Consider the following 24,960-nt stretch of genomic DNA (forward strand, 5'->3'; position numbering starts at 1 on the left):
ATTGCTATCACTGTTCATCTTTATTATGCTCTTTATTTTCTATTAATTTCAATAGAGGTCTGTAATCATCATCAATTAATCCTGTAAATTCTACAATCAATTCAATTGTAATGAATATGAGTATGAGCATCATGAATACACCCCAAGGTTGGGATAAGTATAATATAATACTAGAGAGACTAAACAGTATCGCAATTGAATATATCAATAACACGGTTTGTCGATGCGAATAGCCTAATTCTAAAAATTTATGATGCAAATGAGATTTATCGGCCTGCATAATATGTTGACCTTTCTTCACTCGACGTATCATAGCGAATAGTGTATCGATAAATGGTACTGCTAAAATAACGATTGGGAAGAATAAGGATACAAACGTAATGTTTTTAAACCCGAGTAATGATAGAAAGCCTACAATAAATCCAACTAATAGTGCGCCACTGTCACCTAAAAAGATTTTTGCTGGATGGAAATTGAAGAATAAAAATCCTAAAAGTGCACCTATCAATACACTACATATCATTATAATAAATATATTGGCTTGTAATATTGCTATAAAGCCAATTGTCATCAGTGCAATCATTGAAACGCCTGACGCTAGACCATCTAATCCATCGATTAAATTTATCGCATTCGTAATGGCAACAATCCAAATGACCGTTATTGGAATACCAAATATACCAAAATGTATCGTTGGACCAATAGGTAATGAAATAAAGTCAATTGTAACACCATAGTAAACAACGACTAACGCCGCAATTACTTGGCCGAGTAATTTCATAATTGGTTTTAAGTCATAGATATCATCTATCAAACCAACCAAATAGATTAATACAGATCCAATAACAAGCGGTTTGACCTCAGTTTCTATAGGATGTCCAAGCCAAATTCCAACTAAAAACGATAAGAGTATCACAGTTCCACCAAGTACTGAAATAGGTTTAGTATGTACCTTTCTAAAATTCGGTTGATCTACAATCCCTAATTTATGAGAAACTTTTATGACTATTGGTGTAAGTATTAAACTGACTATCATTGAAAAAATGATTAGTAATAATGTATACATCAGTTCACCTTCATTAATATGGTTCTTAATTATTTTAAATTTCAAAGTCTATGTTGAAAATATTTGTTTCATTAAATTGTGAATTCACTTCAAAAATGACTATTTTAATACTTCCTAATAAAAATATAGTCTCATTACACAATTGATATTTTTACATAACTTTATAATACCTTATACGCTTTTACTTATACAACTAGAAGTGCGATAATAAATGCGTTATATTTAGGGATATTATTTATTAAATCAATTTTAGTGAATTTTTAATTTTTCACTAAAAAATAATTTTAACATGAATATTAAGTGAATGTTAGAATTTTCTATTCACCCCATGATGACAAATTGTAAGTTTTCACTTACAATAACTAAGTGTTTATTTAAAGGAGTGTAAAGTAAAAATGTTTGAAGCTATTATCTATAATATTTCTGTTACCGTAGCTGGAATTTATTTATTCCATCGTCTACAATACTCAGAAAATAGAATTATGGTATTTTCAAAAGAATATGTCACTGTTTTAATGACGATAGTAGCGCTTTTACTATCTGCGTACCCTGTCCCAATATTCAATGAGTATACACTCTATTTATCCTTTGTACCTATCCTATTTTTAGGTAGATATACGAATATGTTTTACACTGTTCTATCCGCCTTTATTGTCGGCTTAGTCAATGTTCTGATTGGGGATTATACAATAATTACTGCTATGATATTTATCGTAATAGCAGGCATCATTGGTGCGATAGGTCCATTCTTAAAACAAAGTGATATCATTTCATTGCAAATACTAAATGTCATTGCATTAGTTATTTTTGCAATTTTATCATTAATCAGCCCATATTACGAGATTACAGAAGTCTTATTTTTAATTCCGATTTCATTTGTCTTAACAATAACTTCGTCTATTACCTTTGTTGATATTTGGCATTTCTTCTCATTAGTCAATCGATATGAGAACGAAGATAAAGTAGATTACTTAACTGGATTAGGTAATGTTAAAGAATTCGATAGACATTTAAATGAAACAGCTCGTTTATCTGAAGAAAATAACCAAAGTTTAGGTTTATTACTGATTGATATCGACGGTTTCAAAGATGTGAACGATATGTATTCACATAAATCGGGCGACGCTGTACTCAGACAAGTGGCTCAATTACTTAAAAACTATGTGCCACAACAGTTTAGTATTTATCGTAATGGAGGTGAAGAATTTTCTATTGTTTTGTATGATTATACTTTAGACCAATGTGTCAAATTAAGTGAGAGTATTCGTGGCGGTGTAGAACAATCTACATTCCATTTACCAAACAAAGAAGTCATTAAATTATCCGTATCTATTGGCGTTGGATACTTGACAACAGATGATTACAAATCACAACGAAAAGTGTTTAAAATTGCTGACGATATGTTGCATATGGCTAAAAACGAAGGCCGTAACCAAGTCATGTTTAACCCAATTGTTAAATTATAGGGAGTGGGACTTTACATTTTCAATGCAGCCACCTATCGCCTAAATGAAAAAGAGTTTGAGACATCTATTTTTGTCTCAAACTCTTTTTTCGTAAAAATAAATGTAACGTTTCTTTCACCTACCATGCCCTTCACACAGCGCGATTCATCCATATGTTTTACTTTTTCTAAATAAAGTTTCAATTAAAGCATTGAATAAGTATAGTAATGAAAATGAGTTTGTTACAATATATAATGTTATATAAAACATTAATTATCGTAAGATACGCTATTGAAAGTTTTTATTCGACAATGTAAACTTTCAATTGTTCTATTAACAATTCAGGAGGTGCGAAGCTATGTCAGATTCAATTACCATCATTGATGAAGATAAAGTCATTGATGTCGTATTAATCGCAGGCAGAATTTTACTAGAAAGCGGTGCTGAAACGTATCGTGTTGAAGATACAATGACAAGAATCGCTGCAAGTTATGGTTTAGATGATACATATAGCTTTGTAACATCAACTGCAATCATTTTTTCGTTAAATAATCGTACAAATACACGACTCATTAGAATTCGTGAACGTACTACAGATTTAGAAAAAATTGCATTAACAAATAGTTTGTCTCGTAAAATATCTAGTAACAAGCTTGATATTGATCAAGTAAAATCTGAACTTATCCATTTACACCATGCTTCCTTGCAGTATTCATCAATTACCAATTTTGTTGCAGCAGCAATTGCCTGTGGCTTTTTCCTATTTATGTTTGGTGGCGTCATTAATGATTTTATATTTGCAATTATCGCTGGTGCTGGTGCCTTTTTAACTTTCAGCTATGTACAACGCTATATTCAAATTAAATTCTTTTCTGAATTTATCAGTGCAGCTGTTGTTATAGCTATCGCTGCTTTCTTCACTAAAATAGGTTGGGCACACAACCAAGATATCATAACCATTGCCGGTGTTATGCCCTTAGTACCCGGTATATTGATTACAAATGCAATTCGTGATCTAATGGCTGGTGAATTAATTGCAGGCATGTCACGTGGCGTTGAAGCTGCACTAACCTCATTTGCAATTGGTGCCGGTGTTGCCATCGTCTTATTAATCTTTTAGAAAAGGAGTGCTGATAATGTTCATTGTTTATTACTTTTTACAGTTTATGATTAGCTTTTTCGCATCAATGTTATTTTCTATTCTTTTTAATGCACCTAGACGCCTCCTTTTAGCCTGTGGTTTTGTTGGTGCCATGGGATGGATTATTTATAAATTATCCTTTGATGCTGATTTAGGTAAAGTGTTAGCGTCATTTTTAGGTAGTTTTATTTTAGCAATTATGAGTCATGTCATGAGTAGACGTTATAAACGTCCTGTTATTATCTTTATCGTTCCAGGAATTATACCTCTTGTACCTGGTGGTTTAGCTTACGAAGCCACGCGTTTTCTTGTAAGTAATCAGTATACGCATGCGGTGAATACCTTCCTTGAGGTCACGTTAATCTCTGGAGCTATTGCATTCGGTATATTATGTGCTGAAATCATTTATTATATCTATACACGTGTTAAACAGCATTATGGTAAAATGAAAGGCAAAACATATAAAAAATCTTATAATATAAATAATAGAGCTTAAGGGGTGTTTTTAAATGAAACAAGACATAATTGATCGACTTACAAGATATGTAACAATCGACACACAATCCAATCCAGAATCTACAACGACGCCTTCAACTGAGAAACAATGGGATTTATTAAATTTATTAAACGATGAATTGACTGATTTGGGATTAGAAACAGATATTGACGAACAAGGTTACTTATTTGCTACTTTAGACAGTAATGTAGACATCGATTTACCTACTGTCGGATTTTTGGCACATATTGATACTTCACCTGACTTCAACGCGTCTCATGTAAATCCTCAAATTATTGACAACTATGATGGGACACCGATTCAATTAGGTAAGACGAACCGTACATTAAGCCAAGATGTATTCCCTGCTATGAAAAACGTTGAAGGTCATACATTAATGATTACAGATGGTACTTCTTTGTTAGGTGCTGACGATAAAGCCGGTGTAGTTGAAATTATGGAAGCTTTAAAATACTTAACTTCACATCCTGAAATTAAACACGGTAAAATTCGCGTAGCCTTTACGCCCGATGAAGAAATTGGAAGAGGTCCACATGAATTTGATGTAGAACGTTTTAATGCTGATTTCGCATACACGATGGATGGTAGTGAGTACGGAGAATTACAGTATGAAAGCTTTAATGCTGCAGAAGCGATCGTGACATGCCATGGCGTGAACGTTCATCCTGGATCAGCGAAAGATGCTATGATAAACGCTGTATTATTAGGTCAGCAATTTAATGCTTTATTACCACAAAATGAAGTTCCAGAAAGAACGGAAGGTTATGAAGGATTTTATCATTTAATGAAAATAAATGGCGATGTTGAAAAAACAACCTTACAATATATTATTCGTGATCATGATAGAAACGAATTTGAATTACGTAAAAAACGTCTCGTCGAAATAAAAAATGATATTAACTCACATTTCGAAGATGAACCTATTGAAGTAGAAATTAATGACCAATATTACAATATGGGTGAAAAAATCGAACCTAACCCACACGTGATTGATATACCTAAACGTGTTTTCGAAAAATTAGGCATTCCAGCAAATACCGCACCAATACGCGGTGGTACTGATGGTTCTCAACTTTCATATATGGGACTACCTACACCAAACATTTTCACAGGTTGTGACAATTTCCATGGACCATTCGAATACGCGTCTATTGATGTCATGGAAAAAGCAGTACAAGTTGTAGTCGGTATAGCTGAAGAAGTTGTAAATACTTACGATAAGTAAGTAATACTAAAAGTAGTTGTTTTTACTTTTAAACATGTAGCGCCTATGACACAAATACAAAAAATAGAGCTAATCCGATATGGATTAGCTCTATTTTTATTACTTTGAACATGGCCACATATCTAAAATATACATCCTGTCAGTATACGCCCCATTATGCAACTAATCTAAGTATTAGTTCCTGATTAAATTGCTATAAATGGTAGTTTATACGACTTAAAATAAGATATGCTTGTTTCACTTTACGTTTAATTTGTACTGAATTGTGTTTTCAGTAATTTAATTGCCTGAACTGTATAATGTCTAATTTGAATCCCCATTTTAAAATCAGTAAAACTTTCAGGCATTTCAATAAATGTATTAAACATTGATGTAACACCCATTGATTCAAATAAATCAAATTTATCTGGTGTTGCACAAATTGCAATCGATGGTTTGTCATATTTCGTAGCTAACTCTGCAAGGCGAACAGTTGTAGTTTCTAATATTTGGTCTTCTTCATTGACACCTTCTCCAAAAATAATTAAATCCGCCTGTTTAATCAATGAATCTAAATGTGTTATTTGGTCAACTAATGCATGACTTGTCATAATTTCTGCATCAAAAAGCGCTTTTAGCACTGCAGCAATACCGCCTCCTGCACCACCTCTTTGAATCGGTCCAAGCGCGAGTTTGAGTTCGCTTTTAAATATTTCACTTAAATACCAAATTAAATTATCAATTTCTGCTGCATTTTCTCTACTTAAACCATAAGTTTCATAGGTTTGCATAATCTCACTATGTTTACCATATAATTTACTATCAAAATCTGACATTACTTGAAAACGAACATCTTTTAATTTTGAGTTTAATGCAGAAGTATCTATTTTTCGAATGTACTTCAACATACGACTACCTTCACGCATATCAACTTCTTGAGCTTCATCATCATAAAATTTAGCACCTAAGGCCTGTAACATGCCTACACCACCATCAAAACTTGCGATACCGCCTAATGATATAACAATATGGTCTGCATCATTTTCAAGTGCATCAGCAATGATTTCACCCATACCAAAACTCGTGCGCTCATTTATCGGTTTTTGACCACTTAAAAATAAATTACCTTCAATCACAGTCATACCACTATCTGTAATACCGTAAATGGCTTCTACTTCATTCATATCAGCATCATGTGCAGGCACTCTATATTTGGTTCCTGATTGCCATAAAAAGACAGAATCCATTAATTCATGGCGTCCGTTAAACAATGGCACTTGAACGATATCTGCTTTCTCAATTTGGCTTGCTACTGCTTCTTCCACATAGCGGTTTGCTTGATAACTCGAAATAATTCCATTAAATTCATCCATCGCCACTAAAACTTTCATATTGTCACCTCAAGTATTTTATCAATTCATTTTTGTATTTTTGTATAATGAAACATAAACTATTATAAAGTCATTTTCAACCAGATTGAACCACAAAAATTTGTGGTCTTGGTTAATGAAGTAGGCAACAGATAAATATGTTGGCCATCGTCTGCGAAGTCTATTTATAGCATGTGTTAGCTATCCTAACCTCACTACCTGTATCTATAAGTAGCCACATATAGTCATTCCCAATAAAGTAGTAGTCTATATTTCATATTCAACTATTTATTATACATGTCAGATGAACATTTTTCACATTATAAGAAACGCTTGCTAATCACTTTCATTTAGAGAAGCGGTTAACAAGCGTTTTTTTGCATATTCTGTTATGTTTTACTCTTCAGCGTTAGCTAAAGTCGTAACGTTAATATCACTGTGACTCGCATTCCAAATCGCCTGTCCCTTAACAAAATAAAATGCTTGTGGCGATTCATGTTTTACATTTGTTTTTTCTTCTATATAATTCGATAAGTCTCTTTCTTGTTGCACAATTAAATAATAACCATCCATATCACGTTCATATAAGAATTTATTAAATTGATCCATTGCATTTGCTGAAATTGGGCACGTTTCACTGTGCTTCAATACAAATACATAATTATTTTCTTTTATAATTTGCTCAAACTGGTCAATCGAACTCAGCTTTATAGCCATTCTATTCACCTCTAAAAATATTTAACACACCCAAATTGTTTCAAAAAGTGTGAAATCTCCAGGATATACTCATATCATTGTTTCCAATTATACACAATACTCTTTTTGTTGTTAACCGTTTATTTAAATTTTTATAACAATACAAATTTCTTTGTTAATTATAGTCTTCTTTTACATTGTTATATTGTTTATCAAATACGGCATCATATTTTTCTAAATCTTCACTTTCTTTAGGTAAAGTTTTATGATCTATTTTTGATAACTCATCACTAATATCAATTGTTTCTACACGTGTTTCATAATAATTTTGCAAGCTGTAATACATTTCAATCGCATTTTTACGCGCACTATTTACATAGTTATTCGTAATTTCAGCTTTGTTTAAATCTTTAATTTGTTTATTAATTAAAGGCATGATGTCTTTTTCAATCGATTGCTTAACTTTAGCTGAATCTGTTGAATCCAACTCTTTTTCTGCTGTATGTCTCAATTCTTTGTTGTTTTCTTCTAATTTATGTTTGAAATTATTAACATCTGTGCGTGCGCCTGCATCATTTGCGTCTTGCATGTGCGCTTCAACTTGAGATCTACTTTTCTCAAATAACTTCGTATATTCTAAAATATCTTCATTTGCTTTAATTGCTTGATTGCATAAATCAACAAATACTTTCAAATCGTTAATAGCTGCTTTCTTATCTTTGACTGACTTTAAGTAGGTAGATTTTAAGTTTTTCGTTTCTTCAGATTCTGCCGGTAAATTTTTAGCTGCTGTCTCATATTCCTCTAACTTAGGGATTAATTTGCGATTAATGTTATTTTGTAAGTCATTAAATGCTTTTTTATCCTTATCAGTCGTATCTGTTTTACTTAAATCATCTAATTGCTTCAATGAAATGTCATCCATGACATGATTAAGTTCTTTTTCCTTATTTTTCACATCATTCAGTGAGCTATCAAAATCTTTGAATTCGTTAGCACCTTCATTACCGCATGCACCAAGGGTTATCACAAAGCCAAACAACAAAACAATGCAAAGTAATTTTTTCATTTCTGCACTCCTTATCATTCAGTATTATACAGAAACTTATTTAACTTGAAAATAATATGTGATATATTATTTCAGAATTTACAGTTTAACAGTTATATCACAATAAAGAAAGGAGTGAACAACCTATATGAATTCAAACATCCAAGCATTTATTTCTGAGGACAAAGATAATTATTTTGCAGACCAATATCAAAATTTGAAAAAAATGCTTTTTAACCTGCTCGACACACCTGTTAAAACTACACTTCATATCGGTGGAACATCACATTTCAATTACGTTACTGAACCCATTTTAGATATATTAGTAGGCGTAGATAATTTACATGATATCACCGCTTTAGATGAAAAACGTTTGAATTATGAAGGTTTTTATCGTTTACACCATTCATATAAGAAAAAAGTAATTATGGCACAATTTAATAATTTAATAGATTTAAAACAAATAGCACGTTTACATATTATTCAAAAAGATTCTAACCTATACAAAGCGTATATTCAAACGCATCATCAATTGTCTCATGATCAACACACCGCTACACGATTTGGTTCTAAGAAATTGATGTTAGCTAATGAAGTTCGATCTATACGTGCATATGAAAACAAGAAACAACAATTATTTGATTCATTCTCTCACACAGTAAATTAACTTAAATATGGATTATGAAATATAGCCACACATCAATATTAAACACACGATGATCATTGTATTAATAATTTAACAAAATTAATTACCATAGTATTTAGCAAAGACTCCAAATCATTGGTATAATGAATAAATGAATTCAACAGGAAAGGATGTTCTATAGTTGCATAAGGATGACATCTTAAAAGAATTAAAAGCAATTGTCCCAGAAGAAATTATTAAAATTGATGAACCTCTAAAAAAATATACATACACTCAAACAGGGGGTAAAGCCGATTATTATCTTTCCCCAACCCACAACGAACATGTGCAAGCCATTGTGCATTATGCTTACACACATGATATACCTGTGACGTATTTAGGTAATGGGTCTAATATTATTATTCGTGAAGGTGGTATTCGCGGTATTGTGATTAGTTTACTTTCACTTGATTACATTGATGTGTCCGACGATGCTATCATTTCAGGTAGTGGCGCTGCAATCATCGATGTTTCACGTGCTGCAAGAGACCATGGCTTAACTGGTCTTGAATTCGCATGCGGCATACCCGGTTCCATCGGTGGCGCTGTATTTATGAATGCTGGTGCTTATGGCGGTGAAGTAAAAGACTGTATTGATTATGCACTTTGCGTTAATAACAAAGGTGAATTAATCACGTTAACCAATAAAGAACTTGAGTTGGACTATCGTAATAGTATTGTTCAGAAAGAACATCTCGTTGTATTAGAAGCTGCCTTTACCTTAGCACCTGGCGATCAACAAGAAATACAAGCTTCTATGGATGATTTAACAGAAAGAAGAGAATCAAAACAACCACTAGAGTATCCTTCATGTGGTAGTGTATTCCAACGTCCGCCTGGTCATTTCGCTGGTAAGTTGATTCAAGATGCTCATTTGCAAGGTCATCGCATTGGTGGCGTTGAAGTTTCAACAAAACATGCTGGCTTTATGGTTAACGTAGATAAAGGAACGGCAACAGATTATGAAGATTTAATTCATTACGTTCAAAAAATAGTACAAGAAAAATTTGATGTTGAGCTGCACCCTGAAGTTAGAATTATCGGAGAACACCCACTCAATGAACAATAGGAGAAATCACTATGGTAAAAGTATATGGATCCACTGTAGATAATGAGTCACGCTGTACACATTATCAAACACCTTTAGATATTATTGCCATTAAGTTTAAATGTTGTAATAAATACTATCCTTGTTATAAATGCCACAATGAACATGAATCACATAAGATTCAGCGATGGCAAGCAAATGAATTTCACGAAAAAGCTATTTTATGTGGTGTCTGTAATCATGAAATGACAATTAATGACTACATGATGATAGAAGCTTGTCCAAAATGCGATGCCCATTTTAATAATAGCTGTAAGTATCATTATCATTTATACTTTGAAATTTAATAAAGAAACGATATAAAACTTAATTTTGTCATATTAAAAAGCGTAGATGCCATGGTGTGCATCTACGCTTTTTGTTATTTCTTTATTTGTTTGTATCTCATATTCCCAGTGAACTATTGGTCAATTTTATCACTAACATATTGTACAAATGTAGCAACGTCACCTTTTTGAATATTTTTCATAGGCATAGGCCCAATGTTAAAAGTGAAATTAATTTTTTCTCCATCATATTCAATTTTTTCAACTTCATTATATGCAATACTTCTATAATAAAATTCACCGTTCATATCAACATTTAAAATGATTCTCTCATTTGTAGCTATAAAAGCACCCTCAAATTCAGTCGAACCTTGTACTGAATACTCTATTGTGCCTAGAACAGTTGGTCCTTTTTTCTCAGTTGGAAATAAATCATTTGGATTTACATTATCTAATATCATGTACTTTGTCCCCCTACTATTTCTTTAAAACGCTCTATCTAGCATTTATATATTTACTCGAAAGTATGATGATAAAAATATTATAACATTAGTATGATAGTGATGAATAATTTAACGTTTTAACTTATTTTCTTTTCAACAAAAAAGCGCCTGGAATAAATTCCAGACGCTTTTTTCAATCAATATCCCCACATTTTAATGCTTTTTTATTTTTCCATCGCTTTTTCAACTTCATCGATTTGTTTTATCGCTGTTGTTGTTGATCCACTAGCAAAATACCAAAGTTTTGGATCTAATTCATACACTTTATTGTCTTTGATTGCTTTAACATCTTTAATAACGTCATTACCTAATGCTTTTTTAGCTGTAGCGTTATCACTTACTGCTTGACCACGGTCCATTGCGAAAATAATACTTGGATCTTTCTCAGCAATATATTCATTTGTTACGTTTTGACCATGTTGGCTATCTTTAATGTTATCATCTGCAGGAGTGAAGCCCATTGTATCGAAAATCATTGAACCGAAACGTTCACCAGAACCAAATGTTGATAATTCACCTTCATTAACTAATAAGAATAATGCTTTATCATTTTTTAGATCTTTTGTTTTTTCTTTCATACTAGCAATTTTATCATCTAATTCTTTATTTAATGATTTAGCTTTATCTTCTTTATCATAAATTTTTCCTAGATTTTCTGCATTTTTCTTCAATGAATTCAATTCATCTTTATCGTCTGCACCAACATAAACAACTTTTGCATCAGGTGCTGCTTTTTTAAATTCATCTAGATTTTTTTGATTTGCTGTACGTCCAGATATGTATATTACGTCTGGTTTAGCTTCTGCAATTTTATCGAAATTAACTTCTTTAAGACTACCAGTATTTAAATACTTATCATCTTTGAAATCACTTAAGAAATCAGGTAATGACTTGTTACCTTCACCTTTAGGAAGCGCTTTAACTTTATCTTCAAGACCAAGTTCTTTCATTGTGTCTAATGCACCATAATCTAAAACAACTGCCTTTTCAGGGTTTTTAGGCACTTCAACTGTTTCTTTAACAGTCTTGGCATCACTACCATCACGCTTTTCACCATTTGCTTTATAATTATTTTCAATTTTTACAGTTTCATTTGAATCTTTACTCTTCGAATCAGTGTCTGAAGATTTTTTATCTTCTGATCCGCCATTACTACATGCTACTAATAAAAACATTAACCCAACTACTAATAATAACCCTAACTTTTTCATGTGCTTAACTCCTCCTGAATTTTTAATATGTACTACCTTCTATGTCCCTAAAAGTTTAACAACGTTACGGTTGCATCACTCCCTTCAAAGTCCACGCATCATCTTACATCGACTGTGCAAATGATAATTCCGGCACTTCGGTCACTTCATCGTAATAAATACAAATACGTTGTCCACGAATCTCTTCAATTTTGACATCCATATCATATAATTCTTTTAAAATATCTGTTTGGATGACTTCATTTTTCGTACTTGCCTTAACAAGTTGACCATCTTTCAAAGCAATAATATCGTCTGAATAGCAAGAGGCAAAATTAATATCATGAATAACGACTACAATCGTCTTATCCAACTCTTTGGCTAATCTTCTCAAAGTTTGCATAATTTGAACTGAATGTTTCATGTCCAAATTATTTAACGGTTCATCAAGTAAAATATAATCCGTATCTTGAGCAATAGTCATTGCTACATAAGCACGTTGACGCTGTCCACCAGAAAGTGTTTTTAAATAACGACCTCTAATTTCAGTAAGATGTAATAACTCGAGTGCATACTCAACTTGATCTCTATCTTCTTGCTTCAAACGCCCTTTGGAATGAGGAAAACGTCCAAATTTCACCAATTCTTCAACCGTTATATTCAATTCTGTATGATTAGATTGTTTTAAAATTGATAGTTTTTTAGCCAAGTCATTACTTTTATAATCTGTAATCGCTTTGCCTTCTATATCGATGGTACCTTCTTCAAAGTCAATTAATCGTGTAATAGCAGACAATAGCGTACTTTTACCTGCACCGTTAGGCCCTATCATCGATGTAAGTCGTCCCTTGCGTATCTCTACATCAATATCTTGCAAAATCACTTTATCTTGTATCGTTTTATTAAGCCCTTGTACTCGTATCAATTCGCATGTCTCCTTTTAATTAATAAATAAATGAAGTAACTGCCACCTACTAAATCAATGACGATACTAACTTGCGTTGTTGCTTCAAAGAAATTCTCTACAATTGCTTGCGCTAAAAACAAACTTATCCAACTTATACAAATGGTTGCCGGTAAAATATATTTGTGTTGATACGTTTTCATTAATTCATGAGCCAAGTTTACTGTCAGTAACCCTAAAAATGTAATTGGTCCAACTAATGCCGTTGAAATAGACACCAAAATTGCAACTAGAATTAATAAAATACGTGTTAATGTCTGATAAGAAATCCCTAAATTGATAGCTTGATCTCGACCTAGTAGCAACACGTCTAAATAAGGTATTGCGTATACAGTAATCATAATTAAAATGACAAGTATCACACCACATAAAGTGACCAATTTCGTATTTGACGCATCAAAATTAGCAAACATTGCACTTTGTACAGCTAAAAAATCTTCTGGATTGATAATTAATTCTAAAAAGCCTGTGATACTTCTAAAGAATGTGCCTAAAATAATACCAACAAGTAATATTAAATAGACTGAAACATTTCCGATTCTAAAAATGCCTTGAAATAATAATAATGAAAAACCAATCATAACTATGAGTGATATAAGGAAGCTAATGTATAGATTTGTAACAAATACGGATTGTACTCCGAATACAAAAACAATCAATACTTTTACAAACATATATACAGCGTCCAACCCCATAATAGATGGTGTTAAAAGTCTGTTCGTGGTAATCGCTTGGAAAATAACGACAGACGCAGCAATGGCACCACCTACTAAAATCATGAGGATCAATTTACGCAAACGACTTGTAAATTGATATTGGAATATTTCGAAATCAATACCTATAATGAGATACAATCCCGCGATAACCACAGTAATTGCTATTAACGTAAATAATTTAGACTTAGCACTAATTTGCATAATTATGTCGTCCTTTCATTAACAAGATTATGAAAATAACAGTGCCAAAGACCCCAATCGTTAAACCGATATTAATTTCATATGGATATACAATGATTCTGCCAAAAATATCAGAAAACATTACAAATATAGAACCTAGCATCGCTGTATGCGGCAATGCATTTTTCAGATGGTCTCCCCTAAAAATTGAGACAATATTAGGAACAATAAGCCCTAAGAATGGTAACGTGCCTACAGTTACAACAACCAGTGCTGTAATCGTAGCCGTGATAAACAATCCTATATTAATTATTTTTTCATAATTGACTCCTAAGTTATTACTAAAATCTTTCCCCATACCAGCAATAGTAAAATGATTGGCGAATATATATGTAAGTATTAATAAAGGAATGCTTAAGTATAAAATCTCATATCTACCGCTTGTAATAATGGCGAAGTTACCATTTAACCAGTTTCCTATACTTTGTACTGTATTGGTTCTCAACGCGATAAATGTTGCAAAACTTGATACGATACCACCTAACATGATGCCTAATAGTGGTATGAAAATGACGTCTGTAAAACGAATATATTGTACTAATTTAACGAAAAGGAAAGTACCTGCAATACTTAAAACTACTGCAAAAATTAACTTTATAATGATATTCTCCTGTGGAAAGAAAATCATTGATAATAAAATACCTAGTTTCGCCCATTCCATCGTTCCAGCAGTAGTAGGACTGACAAATTTATTCTGCATCATTTGTTGCATAATTAAACCAGCTAGCGCTAATGTACTACCCGATATGATGATACTAACCGTTCTCGGAATTCTACTTGAAACAATAATATTCATCTGTGATTCTGTAAGATGGAAAATGTCTGTAATTGATACCTTGCTTACGCCTATAAATAAAGAAAGGATTGTAAGTACCAGTAATATAATAGCTAAGACAATACCATTTAATAAAAATTTCATAAATGACCTACCTCTAACCCTTCCACTATAAAATGCGATGCTCAAACTACATTGGTTATGATAATCATTATCAATACCTATAATAAAATTTTACCATTTTTAATGGTAAATTCAATAGCCTTGAGCAATTTAAACAAAAGTATTTAAATACAATCTATATATGTATAGCGTTATATTTAATATCACACCTTGAAAAACACACTTTCTTATTTTAATTGTTCATTTTTATGTAATTTTATTCTAATGGACTTTATATAATGTATATCTCTATTTAAATATCATGCCTGTTTATTTTATCCATAAGTAAAAAAGCCGAGACATAATGTCTCGGCTTTTTACTTATTATATACGGTTGACTAATACTTGCTTAAAATTGTACTTTCATCATGACATTTTTATAATTAATAGTGCTTCTACTCGTCAAAAACGAAGTCTTCATCTTTTAATGCTTCTACATTTAACGCTAATGTATAACCATCACCTTTAACTGAAAAGAAGTCATGGTTTTTAGTCGTTGTATCTAAAGCATTTTCAATAATTGGATTGAATTCACGTTCTTCAAAGTACGGATCAAATCCTAAATTAGATAATGCTTTGTTACCATTGTATCTCACATAGTTTAATACATCTTCAGCTAAACCAATATCATCATAAAGTGAATGCGTATAAGCTACCTCATTTTTATATAAATCATCTAATAATTTATACATTTCTTGATCTGCTTGCAGCTTTTCACTTTCTGAAAGTTCATTACGTAAACTTTGAGCATCCATACCAGTAAATACACCATGAATAGATTCATCTAATAAGATTTTACGAATGATTTCTCCAGAAGTCGTCATTTTACCTTGCCCAGCAAGATAAAGCGGATAATAGAAACCTGAATAGAATAAAAATGTTTCTAAGAACACACTTGATACTCGTGCGATATATTGATCATAAATTGAAGCCTCTTTACCCCATAATTTATGATAATTATTGATAATTTTATCTGATTTGTATTTTAAATGTGGTTCTTCAATAACCCATTTATCTAATAAATAGTTTGTTTCACTGGAAGGTAGTAACGTTGTAAAGATATGTGAATAACTTTTAGCATGGATTTGTTCCATCATTGCCATAAATGAATAAACGGCTTTTTTTCTTAAATCCGTAGTATGTAACATAATCAATGGCATGCCATCGTCAGCTTGATGTGTATCTAATCCTGTTAAACCAGCTAATGCTTTTTTAAAAGCCTCTTTTTCAGGATCTGTTAATGTTTTCCAGCTTGCAATATCTTTAGATACTTTAAATTCAGTTTCTACCCACATCTGTGAAATATTTTGTCGCCAAAACATATTCGTCATGTCTTCTTGCGTATTCCAATTGACTGCTTTCATTTAGTTATTGTCCCCTATCCAGTAAATATTTTTAATTAAGCAGTGATATGCAGCCTAATCTAACCATTGGTTAAGGCTGCCTCATAACACCGCTGTTCACTTTGCACGTTTACATTTCATTTATTAAATTGAACAACTTGTACACTCTTCTACACTTAATAATTTATTACGTGTATAGTATAAAGATTTTAGACCTTTATGATGCGCATATACATATAATCTTGATAATTCACGCGTAGAAATTTCAGAATTAACATAAAGAATTGTAGAGATGCCCTGGTCAATATGTGTTTGAATCGTTGAGATTAAATCAATTAATTTCATTTGATCCGTATTAAATGCTGACTTGTAATACCACATTGTTTCTGGTGATAGGAATGGCATTGGATAGAATGTTTCCGCATTACCATACGTACGACGTTCGATTTGATCAACGATTGGCATTACAGAACTCGTAGCATTTTGGACATATGAAATACTTTGTGTCGGTGCAATCGCTAAGCGATATGCATGGAAAAGACCGTTTGTTTCCACTTGCTCTTGCAGTGCTTTCCAATCTTCTGGTGTCGGAATTTCTAAACCATCAAATAATTTGCGTACTTTTTCATATTTAGGTTCAAATGTTTGTGAAGTGTAAAATTCAAAATACTTACCATTAGCATAGTCTGATTGTTCAAAATCTTTGTATACTTCTTGTCTTTCTTTAGCGATTTCCATAGAACGTTCTATAGAATAATAATTCAACATCATAAAGAAGATATTGGCAAAGTCTTTAGCTTCTTCTGATTCATAACCAATTTTATTTTTAGCTAGATAACCGTGTAAATTCATTACACCTAAACCTACAGAATGTAACTCTCTATTGGCTTTCCTAACGCCTGGCGCATTTTGAATATCTGCTTCATCACTCACTACTGTCAATGCATCCATACCTGTATGAACTGAATCTTTAAACTTACCTGATTCCATAACATTAACGATGTTTAAAGAACCTAGATTACATGAAATGTCACGTTTAATTTCATCTTCTGTACCGTAATCGTTAATGATAGACGTTTCTTGTAATTGGAAAATTTCAGTACATAAATTACTCATTTTAATTTGGCCAATGTCTGAGTTAGCATGTACCTTATTTGCATTATCTTTGAACATTAAATAAGGATAACCAGATTGCAATTGTGTTTGTGCAATCGTATTTAACATTTCACGTGCATCTTTTTTCTTTTTATCAATATTAGGATTTGCAACAAGTTCATCATAGTATTCATCTAAATTAATGTCATCTAACGTTAAACCGTATTCTTTATAAATGGTATGCGGTGCAAACATATGGAAATCTTTTCCTTCTTTTGCTAAATCAAAGAATTTAGATGGCACAATTAAACCAGTTGAAATCGTTGATAAACGTAAATCTTCATCGGCGTTCACTTTTTTCGTATCTAAAAACTCTTCTACATCATAATGGAAAATATTTAAATAAACAGCACCTGCACCAGGTCTTTGACCTAATTGATCTGCATAACTAAAGCCACCTTCAAGAGATTTTGCAACAGGTAGCACGCCTTTCGCTACACCTTTAATTCCTTTGATTGCTTCTCCACGCGCACGTAGTTTAGAAAGATTAATGGCTACACCGCCGCCAATTTTACTTAATTGCTTTGCAGTCGAATCAATAAAATTAATAGAGTTTAAACTATCATCCGCTTCTAGCAAGAAACAAGATACTAATTCTCCACGACGTGCACGGCCAGCATTTAAGAATGTTGGTGTCGCTGGTTGATATCGTTGTTCCACCATTGCTGAAATAAATTGTTTGGCAGTCGCTTTATGGCCATTAGCTAAATAAAGTGCAACAATCGCTACGTGTTGCTTATAATCTTCTAGATATTGACTTTTATCGTTTGTTTTAAGTGCGTAATCTTTAAAGAATTTACTTGCTGACATGTAACTTGCAAATTCAAACGGAATACTTTTAGCATAATCTGTAATTTCTTGTAGATCAGCTTCTGAATATTTTGCAAACAAATCAAAATAAAAGTCATTATCAACGAGATAGCGCAAACGCTCAATTTCAGTGTCGAAATAAATTGTTTTATCCTGAATTTCTTCTAAATAAACTTCAAGCGCCTCTTGATCTTTTTCTAAATTAAAAAAGCCATTATCTTTACGTTTTGTTACTTCGTTATTTAACTCAATATGATTGTATTTCTTCTCGTCCATAATCTTCATTGAACTGTCCCACCTTATCTTTAAATTCGCTAATATCATTTTGTGTACCTTGAACTTCAAATTTCATTAGTAAAGGAACTTGATATTTTTCCGAGATAGATCGTCCAGCTTTCGCAAAGTTTTGTCCCCAATTGCGGTTTCCACTAGCTGCAACGCCTCTTAGTAAATCATGATTTATATCTAAAAATGACTGAACTGGTTGTGGTACTTCTCCAAAACCTATCGTTCCAGTGACCAAGATGAATGGTTCTTCAATCTTCTCAGTACAATTATTTTGAGTAATTTCCATAGTGTTAGTAATTTCTGCTTTTTTAATAAATCTACGTACATTACCAGAGAATGAAAAATAAACAACCTTCATTGGATCACCTTCTTTCTAATACTAGTATGTTATTAAGTTCACTTTGACGTTATTAAATAGTACTTTCATCGTATTTATATTTTAAATGTATTATAAGTAACCGTAGCGCACATATTGGGTAACCACAATATATAGTGATTTCTTTTAACTATATGTGATTATGTAAAAACTCAATAATTAAGCATTAATGCTTGATTTGTCATGATTAAACGTCCAAAATAGTGTGATTTTACTTAAAATTTGATTTATTATAAATAAATTGACTACGTCCCAAAACACAATATATTGTGTTTTTTCTTGGTCACAAATACTATATTATGTGTTTCATTATACATAACTCAGAAAGTTATTTAAAGGGCTTTGTTTTTGACAAAAGTTTGAATTCGAAACAGAAATGGCACCAATTCAACGTTAACTCGTACTTTTCTATTTATAAAAAATTTTTTTCGGAATTTAAAGCTATTTTAGTTGCTTTTTTCTAAAACCTTGTAACTATTGATATAGCGTCACTCAGCTTATCATCTAATACTAAATTGCTCACAATTGAAATTATCTAAGCAATAAAATACTTTGAAATATGTCTTGAATTTCATTGAATCAATACAGAACGTTTGTTCGTGTTTTCATGTTACCTCATTTCCCTTTTACTTTCAAGCATATATACATAATCTATATAATTATGCTAATATGAATACGTTAAAAATTAAAATAATCGAGGCGATACATATGAATCCTAAAGTTAAAGGGATCATTGCTATCCTAGTTTCAGCAATTGGCTTTAGCTTTATGTCTGTTTTCTTCAGATTAGCTGGTGATTTGCCGGTGTTTCAAAAGTCACTCGCTCGAAATTTAGTAGCTATGTTTATCCCTTTATATTTCATTTATAAATATAAGCAACCCCTGTTTGGTAAACTTAGCAGTCAGCCACTTTTAATTTCACGTTCGACTTTAGGTCTAATCGGTGTTTTATTAAATATCTATGCCATAGACCATATGATATTAAGTGACGCTGATACGCTAATGAAACTCAATCCTTTTTGGACTATTTTGCTGAGTTTGATATTTCTAAATGAAAAAGTTCGTAACTATCAAATTATAGCGATGGTCATTGCAATATTCGGTATGTTATTCGTGGTTAAACCAGAATTCTCATCCTCTATGATTCCTGCTATTGGCGGTTTATTCTCTGGTATTTTTGCTGCAAGTGCATATACGTGTGTACGTGCATTGAGCACTCGCGAAGCACCCTATACAATTGTATTTTATTTTTCATTCTTTTCTATTGTAGTATTGATTCCATTTACGATTTTCACATTCGAACCAATGAGTATGATGCAGGTCATTTATTTAATTGGAGCTGGGCTCGCAGCAGCTGCTGGTCAAATTGGTATTACACTAGCCTATAGTTACGCTCCAGCTAAAGACATTTCGATATTCACTTATGCATCGATTATATTTACTGCATTCTTCGGTTTTATATTATTCGGAGAATCACCAGATTTCTATGCAATCTTGGGTTATGTCATTATCATAGCTTCAAGCTACTACATGTTTGAAAAAGCAAGACGCCAACCGCTATCAATTCAAAAAGAAGAACAAAAACCAAAAACATAAGGAGTGCTTTACCATGACAGAAGGACGTAATAAAGAAGAATTAGAAGATATTACATTACTCGGTAATCAAAATAACAAATACGATTTTGATTATAGACCTGACGTTTTAGAGTCGTTTGATAATAAGCATCAGGGACGCGATTATTTTGTTAAATTCAATTGCCCTGAGTTCACATCACTCTGCCCTATTACTGGTCAACCAGATTTCGCTACAATTTATATTTCTTATATTCCAAATATCAAAATGGTTGAATCAAAATCTTTAAAACTTTATTTATTTAGTTTTAGAAATCACGGTGATTTCCACGAAGACTGCATGAACATCATAATGAATGATTTAATCGAACTCATGGACCCTCATTATATTGAAGTTTGGGGCAAGTTCACACCACGTGGTGGCATCTCAATTGATCCATATACCAATTATGGCCGTCCAGATTCTAAATATGAAAAAATGGCAGAACATCGTTTAATGAATCATGATCTTTATCCTGAAAAAATAGATAATCGTTAAGATTTCTTCATTATAATAACTACCCACAAGATCTTAAAGTATCTTGCAGGTAGTTTATTTTTATATTATTTCATTTTTATTAAATTGATTCCAAACTTAATTTTGCGCTATTGATATATACACTTGTTATTTTTGTAAAAACATTATAAAATAAATCCAACCATTTAGGGGGAGGGAAATTATGAAAAAAATTAATTATACACACGAAGAAATTATGGAAAGTACTCCAAGAACCGGTTTCTTCGGCCATCCAAAAGGACTAAGTACATTATTCTTCACTGAATTTTGGGAGAGGTTCAGTTACTATGGGATGAAAGCGATACTCATATACTATCTTTACTATAGTGTTGCTGAGGGTGGTTTCGGTCTAAGTCAAGCAGTTGCAATGCAAATTGTTGCTATCTACGGTACATTAATCTACATGTCAGGTGTCATCGGTGGTTGGATTGCCGACAGGATTACCGGCACCCAGAATGCCGTCTTTTATGGTGGCTTCTTGATTATGATAGGTCATATCTTACTTTCACTACCAAATAACTTAACGTTAGTCATGGTAGCACTCGCAGTCATTATTGCTGGTACCGGTTTATTAAAACCAAATATCTCAACGACCGTTGGTGAATTATATGATCGTAACGATGTCCGTCGTGATGCTGCATTCACATTATTTTACATGGGTATTAACTTAGGTAGTTTGACTGCACCGTTATTAACGGGTTACTTACAAACTAGAATTAGTTTCCATGCTGGCTTCTTAGCTGCTGCAATTGGCATGTTCTGTGGTTTAGTCGTTTACGCAATTAAACGTAAGAAAAACTTAGGATTAGCTGGTCGTAATGTTCCTAATCCACTAACTAAGCCTGAACTTAAAAAATTCGGTTTGATATCTGGTGGTATCATTCTATTATTCTTAATTTACTTACTTATCCTGCAATTAAATAATGCTTTAACTTTAGAAAATTTCAGTTTCTTAATTACTATTTTAGGTATCGTATTACCGATTTACATCTTTATTAATATGATTGCGAGTAAAGATGTAACGAAAGATGAACGTTCACGTGTTTACAGTTACATACCTTTATATATCACATCTGTTGCCTTTTGGATGATTCAAGAACAAGGCTCAACGATTTTAGCAACATTCGCAGATAAAAAGACACAATTAGAAATGTCAGTGCTTACAAATGGTTTAATTGACTTTTCAATACCATCAGCTTGGGCACAGTCACTCAACCCAATCTTTATCGTGGTACTTGCACCAATATTTGCAACACTTTGGATGAAATTAGGTAAACACAATCCACCTACCGTTTATAAATTTGCTATCGGTGTAATCGTTGCTGGTTTGTCTTACTTAGTTATGATTATTCCTTTAGCTACAGGCGTTGAATTAATAAATCCATTATGGCTTGTACTCAGTTTCTTATTAATTACAATTGGTGAACTTTGTATATCACCTGTTGGTTTGTCTACAACGACTAAATTAGCACCTGTGACATTTACAGCACGTATGATGAGTTTGTGGATGTTAAGTAATGCTACTGCACAAGGACTTAACGCACAACTTGTTGTTGTCTATACAAAAATAAATCAAAGTGACTATTTTATGTATTCAGGTTTATTTGCAGTCGTTATCGGTATACTTCTATTAATCATTTCACCTAAAGTAAAACGTGCCATGAAAGGCGTATACTAATCGTTCATATTACTATTTAAAATCAACTTATGATTTTAAATGAATTAATATTGCTCATCCAAGCTTATAAAGCTGGGTGAGCAGTTTTTTTATTTCCTAATAGTTTTTTTATTATAAGGACATTGAGTACAAACATACCCCTCTTCACATTCATTACTGATGCAAAGCAAGCTATATATTATTCATTTTATAATTACATCTAATTATCATCATTTAAATGAGGAAATTAAATGGCATAAAATTGATTGCATAAAATAACAGAATATTCTCAATATTCTTATTTTGAGAATATTATTGCAATTTAATTTAATAAAGCGTAAAATTTTTTTTATATATTTTTATTGGGAGTAAGAAAGGACGGGAATGTTTTATGCAAGACAAATACATAGCGCAAGACTCAGCAGTAGAATCAATTCCTCAAAAAGGATTTTTTGGACATCCTAAAGGACTAGGGGTGCTATTCTTTGTAGAATTTTGGGAAAGATTTAGCTACTATGGTATGCGCGCTTTACTTATCTTTTATATGTATTTCGCTATAAAAGATGGCGGATTAGGTATGGATAAAGGTACCGCACAGTCAGTTATGGCTGTTTACGGTGCACTAATATATATGACATCGGTACTTGGTGGTTGGATTTCGGATAGAATTACGGGTACACGTGCTGCTACTTTCTATGGTGGTGTACTCATTATTATCGGGCATATTTTCTTAAGTTTACCATTAGATATTGTCGGATTATTTATCTCAATGTTCTTCATTATCGTTGGATCTGGTTTAATGAAACCAAGTATTTCTAATATCGTTGGTCGATTATACCCAGAAAATGATACACGTATTGATGCAGGCTTTGTTATTTTCTATATGTCTGTCAATCTAGGTGGACTTATTTCACCATTGATTCTAAATCAGTTCGTAAATACTGGTAATTTCCATGCTGGTTTCTTAATTGCAGCTGTAGGTATGGCGCTTGGTTTAGCTTGGTACATGATATTTAACAAGAAAAATATCGGTAATGTAGGTACAAAACCAACGAATCCATTAAACCAAAGCGAAAAGAAAAAATATGCATTGATATTTATCGTGGCTATTTTAATTATTGCTGCAGTGCTTGTTATTACAGCATTAACTGGTACATTATCATTTAATATCGTTAGTACAACTGTATTGATACTTGGTGTAGCATTACCAATTATCTATTTCACAATTATGATTCGTAGTAAAGATGTTACTGATGATGAACGCTCACGTGTTATTTCATTTATACCACTTTTCCTTTTAGGTGTTGTATTCTGGTCTATTCAAGAACAAGGTGCCAACGTACTTAACCTATTTGCCTTTGAAAGTAGTGATATGAAATTAAACCTCTTTGGTTGGAAGACAGATTTCGGTCCAGCACTATTCCAATCCATTAACCCATTATTCATCGTGTTATTAGCACCTGTTATCTCACTGATATGGGCAAAAATGGCACGACGTCAACCAAGTTTAGCAACTAAATTTGTACTCGGTGCGTCACTAGCTGGTGCTTCTTACATTATGATTGGTTTAATTGGTCACACATCTGGTAATAATTTAAGTGTTAACTGGGTTATTCTTTCCTACATTATTTGTGTTATTGGTGAATTATGTTTATCTCCTACAGGTAACAGTGCAGCAGTTAAATTAGCACCAAAAGCATTTAACACACAAATGATGAGTTTATGGTTATTAACGAATGCATGTGCGCAAGCAATTAACGGTACCTTAGTTAAATTGATTGAACCGCTTGGCCATAAAAATTACTTCCTACTTTTAGGTGGTATTGCAATCGTAGTCAGCCTTGTTATTCTTGCTTTCGTACCAAAAATTGTCAAAGGCATGCGCGGTATTAAATAGTTTCTACAATTTCAAAAAACTATTTATTCTGATGATTTTCATTTTAAAAACATCTGGGTCATACGTACCCATGCTCAAAAAGAGGACTTCCATAAATGGATGAGTCCTCTTTTTTTAAAGTTTTACGATTTTGAATGTCCTTATTGGTCTATGGTTTATGGCTCGAGCTTGAAATCTCTCACTCATACAATGATCCTAGGTATCAACCAT

General features: G+C 32.4%; 23 protein-coding genes. 11 read left to right on the forward strand and 12 right to left on the reverse strand.

The features are described from left to right. Positions 1-7: 7 nt before the first annotated feature. Positions 8-1,066, reverse strand: a complete 1,059-nt coding sequence (locus L987_RS02160; protein ID WP_002483912.1) for a glycosyltransferase family 4 protein — start codon at positions 1,064-1,066, stop codon at positions 8-10. Positions 1,067-1,461: 395 nt separating this feature from the next. On the opposite strand from L987_RS02160, the gene gdpS reads away from it, so the two are divergent. From gdpS to pepT, 4 genes are all read left to right on the forward strand, one after another. Then, on the forward strand, positions 1,462-2,532 hold the full coding sequence (gene gdpS / locus L987_RS02165; protein ID WP_011303636.1) for a GGDEF domain-containing protein GdpS: 1,071 nt from the start codon (positions 1,462-1,464) through the stop codon (positions 2,530-2,532). A 337-nt stretch (positions 2,533-2,869) separates the two neighbouring features. Next, entirely contained in the window at positions 2,870-3,631 is a 762-nt protein-coding gene (locus L987_RS02170; protein ID WP_047502716.1) for a threonine/serine exporter family protein, read from the forward strand. Positions 3,632-3,647: 16 nt separating this feature from the next. Then, positions 3,648-4,148 (forward strand): threonine/serine exporter family protein, encoded by a 501-nt coding sequence (locus tag L987_RS02175; protein ID WP_011303638.1) that lies wholly within the window; start codon positions 3,648-3,650, stop codon positions 4,146-4,148. 13 nt (positions 4,149-4,161) lie between these two features. Beyond that, a complete protein-coding gene (gene pepT / locus L987_RS02180) occupies positions 4,162-5,394 on the forward strand; it encodes a peptidase T (RefSeq protein WP_011303639.1) in 1,233 nt (410 codons plus the stop codon). A gap of 248 nt (positions 5,395-5,642) precedes the next feature. Here pepT and L987_RS02185 read toward each other — a convergent pair whose 3' ends face one another. The 3 genes from L987_RS02185 to L987_RS02195 form a co-directional block, all read right to left on the reverse strand. After that, the gene (locus L987_RS02185) at positions 5,643-6,764 is read right to left on the reverse strand and encodes a glycerate kinase (RefSeq protein ID WP_047502719.1); all 1,122 of its coding nucleotides are present in this window, start codon (positions 6,762-6,764) and stop codon (positions 5,643-5,645) included. A 375-nt stretch (positions 6,765-7,139) separates the two neighbouring features. Beyond that, on the reverse strand, positions 7,140-7,460 hold the full coding sequence (gene ytxJ / locus L987_RS02190) for a bacillithiol system redox-active protein YtxJ (RefSeq protein WP_011303640.1): 321 nt from the start codon (positions 7,458-7,460) through the stop codon (positions 7,140-7,142). A gap of 154 nt (positions 7,461-7,614) precedes the next feature. Further along, positions 7,615-8,508 (reverse strand): EMYY motif lipoprotein, encoded by an 894-nt coding sequence (locus L987_RS02195; RefSeq protein ID WP_047502721.1) that lies wholly within the window; start codon positions 8,506-8,508, stop codon positions 7,615-7,617. Between the two features lie 127 nt (positions 8,509-8,635). Between L987_RS02195 and L987_RS02200 the strand changes: the two genes are divergently transcribed. The 3 genes from L987_RS02200 (at position 8,636) to L987_RS02210 (ending at position 10,567) form a co-directional block, all read left to right on the forward strand. Next, positions 8,636-9,154 carry a GrpB family protein gene (locus tag L987_RS02200; RefSeq protein WP_011303642.1) on the forward strand — a complete coding sequence of 173 codons (519 nt, stop codon included), beginning with the start codon at positions 8,636-8,638 and terminating at the stop codon, positions 9,152-9,154. A 160-nt stretch (positions 9,155-9,314) separates the two neighbouring features. Further along, positions 9,315-10,241, forward strand: coding sequence for a UDP-N-acetylmuramate dehydrogenase (murB, locus tag L987_RS02205; protein WP_002483921.1), 927 nt, complete (start codon positions 9,315-9,317; stop codon positions 10,239-10,241). An 11-nt stretch (positions 10,242-10,252) separates the two neighbouring features. Then, complete coding sequence (locus tag L987_RS02210; RefSeq protein WP_047502725.1) at positions 10,253-10,567, forward strand: CHY zinc finger protein; 315 nt, start codon at positions 10,253-10,255, stop codon at positions 10,565-10,567. A 113-nt stretch (positions 10,568-10,680) separates the two neighbouring features. Here the strand turns inward: L987_RS02210 and L987_RS02215 are convergent, their stop codons facing one another. From L987_RS02215 to nrdI, 8 genes are all read right to left on the reverse strand, one after another. After that, the gene (locus L987_RS02215) at positions 10,681-11,007 is read right to left on the reverse strand and encodes a PH domain-containing protein (protein WP_002483922.1); all 327 of its coding nucleotides are present in this window, start codon (positions 11,005-11,007) and stop codon (positions 10,681-10,683) included. A 206-nt stretch (positions 11,008-11,213) separates the two neighbouring features. Further along, positions 11,214-12,260, reverse strand: coding sequence for a ferrated catecholamine ABC transporter substrate-binding lipoprotein SstD (locus tag L987_RS02220; RefSeq protein ID WP_011303644.1), 1,047 nt, complete (start codon positions 12,258-12,260; stop codon positions 11,214-11,216). A 103-nt stretch (positions 12,261-12,363) separates the two neighbouring features. After that, the gene (locus L987_RS02225; RefSeq protein WP_011303645.1) at positions 12,364-13,164 is read right to left on the reverse strand and encodes an iron ABC transporter ATP-binding protein; all 801 of its coding nucleotides are present in this window, start codon (positions 13,162-13,164) and stop codon (positions 12,364-12,366) included. Beyond that, positions 13,161-14,120: an iron chelate uptake ABC transporter family permease subunit gene (locus tag L987_RS02230; protein ID WP_047502728.1), complete on the reverse strand. Its 960-nt coding sequence runs from the start codon at positions 14,118-14,120 to the stop codon at positions 13,161-13,163. Before L987_RS02230 ends, L987_RS02225 begins: the two co-directional genes overlap by 4 nt. Further along, complete coding sequence (locus tag L987_RS02235; RefSeq protein WP_011303647.1) at positions 14,110-15,078, reverse strand: ABC transporter permease; 969 nt, start codon at positions 15,076-15,078, stop codon at positions 14,110-14,112. The genes L987_RS02230 and L987_RS02235 overlap by 11 nt, the downstream gene beginning before the upstream one ends. Before the next feature lie 413 nt (positions 15,079-15,491). Continuing rightward, the gene (nrdF, locus tag L987_RS02240; protein ID WP_002483928.1) at positions 15,492-16,460 is read right to left on the reverse strand and encodes a class 1b ribonucleoside-diphosphate reductase subunit beta; all 969 of its coding nucleotides are present in this window, start codon (positions 16,458-16,460) and stop codon (positions 15,492-15,494) included. 123 nt (positions 16,461-16,583) lie between these two features. Beyond that, positions 16,584-18,689 carry a class 1b ribonucleoside-diphosphate reductase subunit alpha gene (gene nrdE, locus L987_RS02245; protein ID WP_047502731.1) on the reverse strand — a complete coding sequence of 702 codons (2,106 nt, stop codon included), beginning with the start codon at positions 18,687-18,689 and terminating at the stop codon, positions 16,584-16,586. Continuing rightward, the gene (nrdI, locus tag L987_RS02250) at positions 18,652-19,050 is read right to left on the reverse strand and encodes a class Ib ribonucleoside-diphosphate reductase assembly flavoprotein NrdI (protein ID WP_002483930.1); all 399 of its coding nucleotides are present in this window, start codon (positions 19,048-19,050) and stop codon (positions 18,652-18,654) included. Before nrdI ends, nrdE begins: the two co-directional genes overlap by 38 nt. Before the next feature lie 726 nt (positions 19,051-19,776). Here nrdI and L987_RS02255 point away from each other — a divergent pair. The 4 genes from L987_RS02255 (at position 19,777) to L987_RS02270 (ending at position 24,750) form a co-directional block, all read left to right on the forward strand. After that, complete coding sequence (locus L987_RS02255) at positions 19,777-20,664, forward strand: DMT family transporter (protein WP_011303649.1); 888 nt, start codon at positions 19,777-19,779, stop codon at positions 20,662-20,664. 13 nt (positions 20,665-20,677) lie between these two features. Next, entirely contained in the window at positions 20,678-21,178 is a 501-nt protein-coding gene (queF, locus tag L987_RS02260; protein ID WP_002483932.1) for a preQ(1) synthase, read from the forward strand. A 181-nt stretch (positions 21,179-21,359) separates the two neighbouring features. Then, positions 21,360-22,874 (forward strand): peptide MFS transporter, encoded by a 1,515-nt coding sequence (locus L987_RS02265; RefSeq protein ID WP_011303650.1) that lies wholly within the window; start codon positions 21,360-21,362, stop codon positions 22,872-22,874. A 370-nt stretch (positions 22,875-23,244) separates the two neighbouring features. Then, positions 23,245-24,750: a peptide MFS transporter gene (locus tag L987_RS02270; RefSeq protein WP_011303651.1), complete on the forward strand. Its 1,506-nt coding sequence runs from the start codon at positions 23,245-23,247 to the stop codon at positions 24,748-24,750. Positions 24,751-24,960 lie beyond the last annotated feature (210 nt).

It is taken from the genome of Staphylococcus sp. ZWU0021 (assembly GCF_000798895.1).
In the GTDB taxonomy this organism is placed as follows: domain Bacteria; phylum Bacillota; class Bacilli; order Staphylococcales; family Staphylococcaceae; genus Staphylococcus; species Staphylococcus saprophyticus.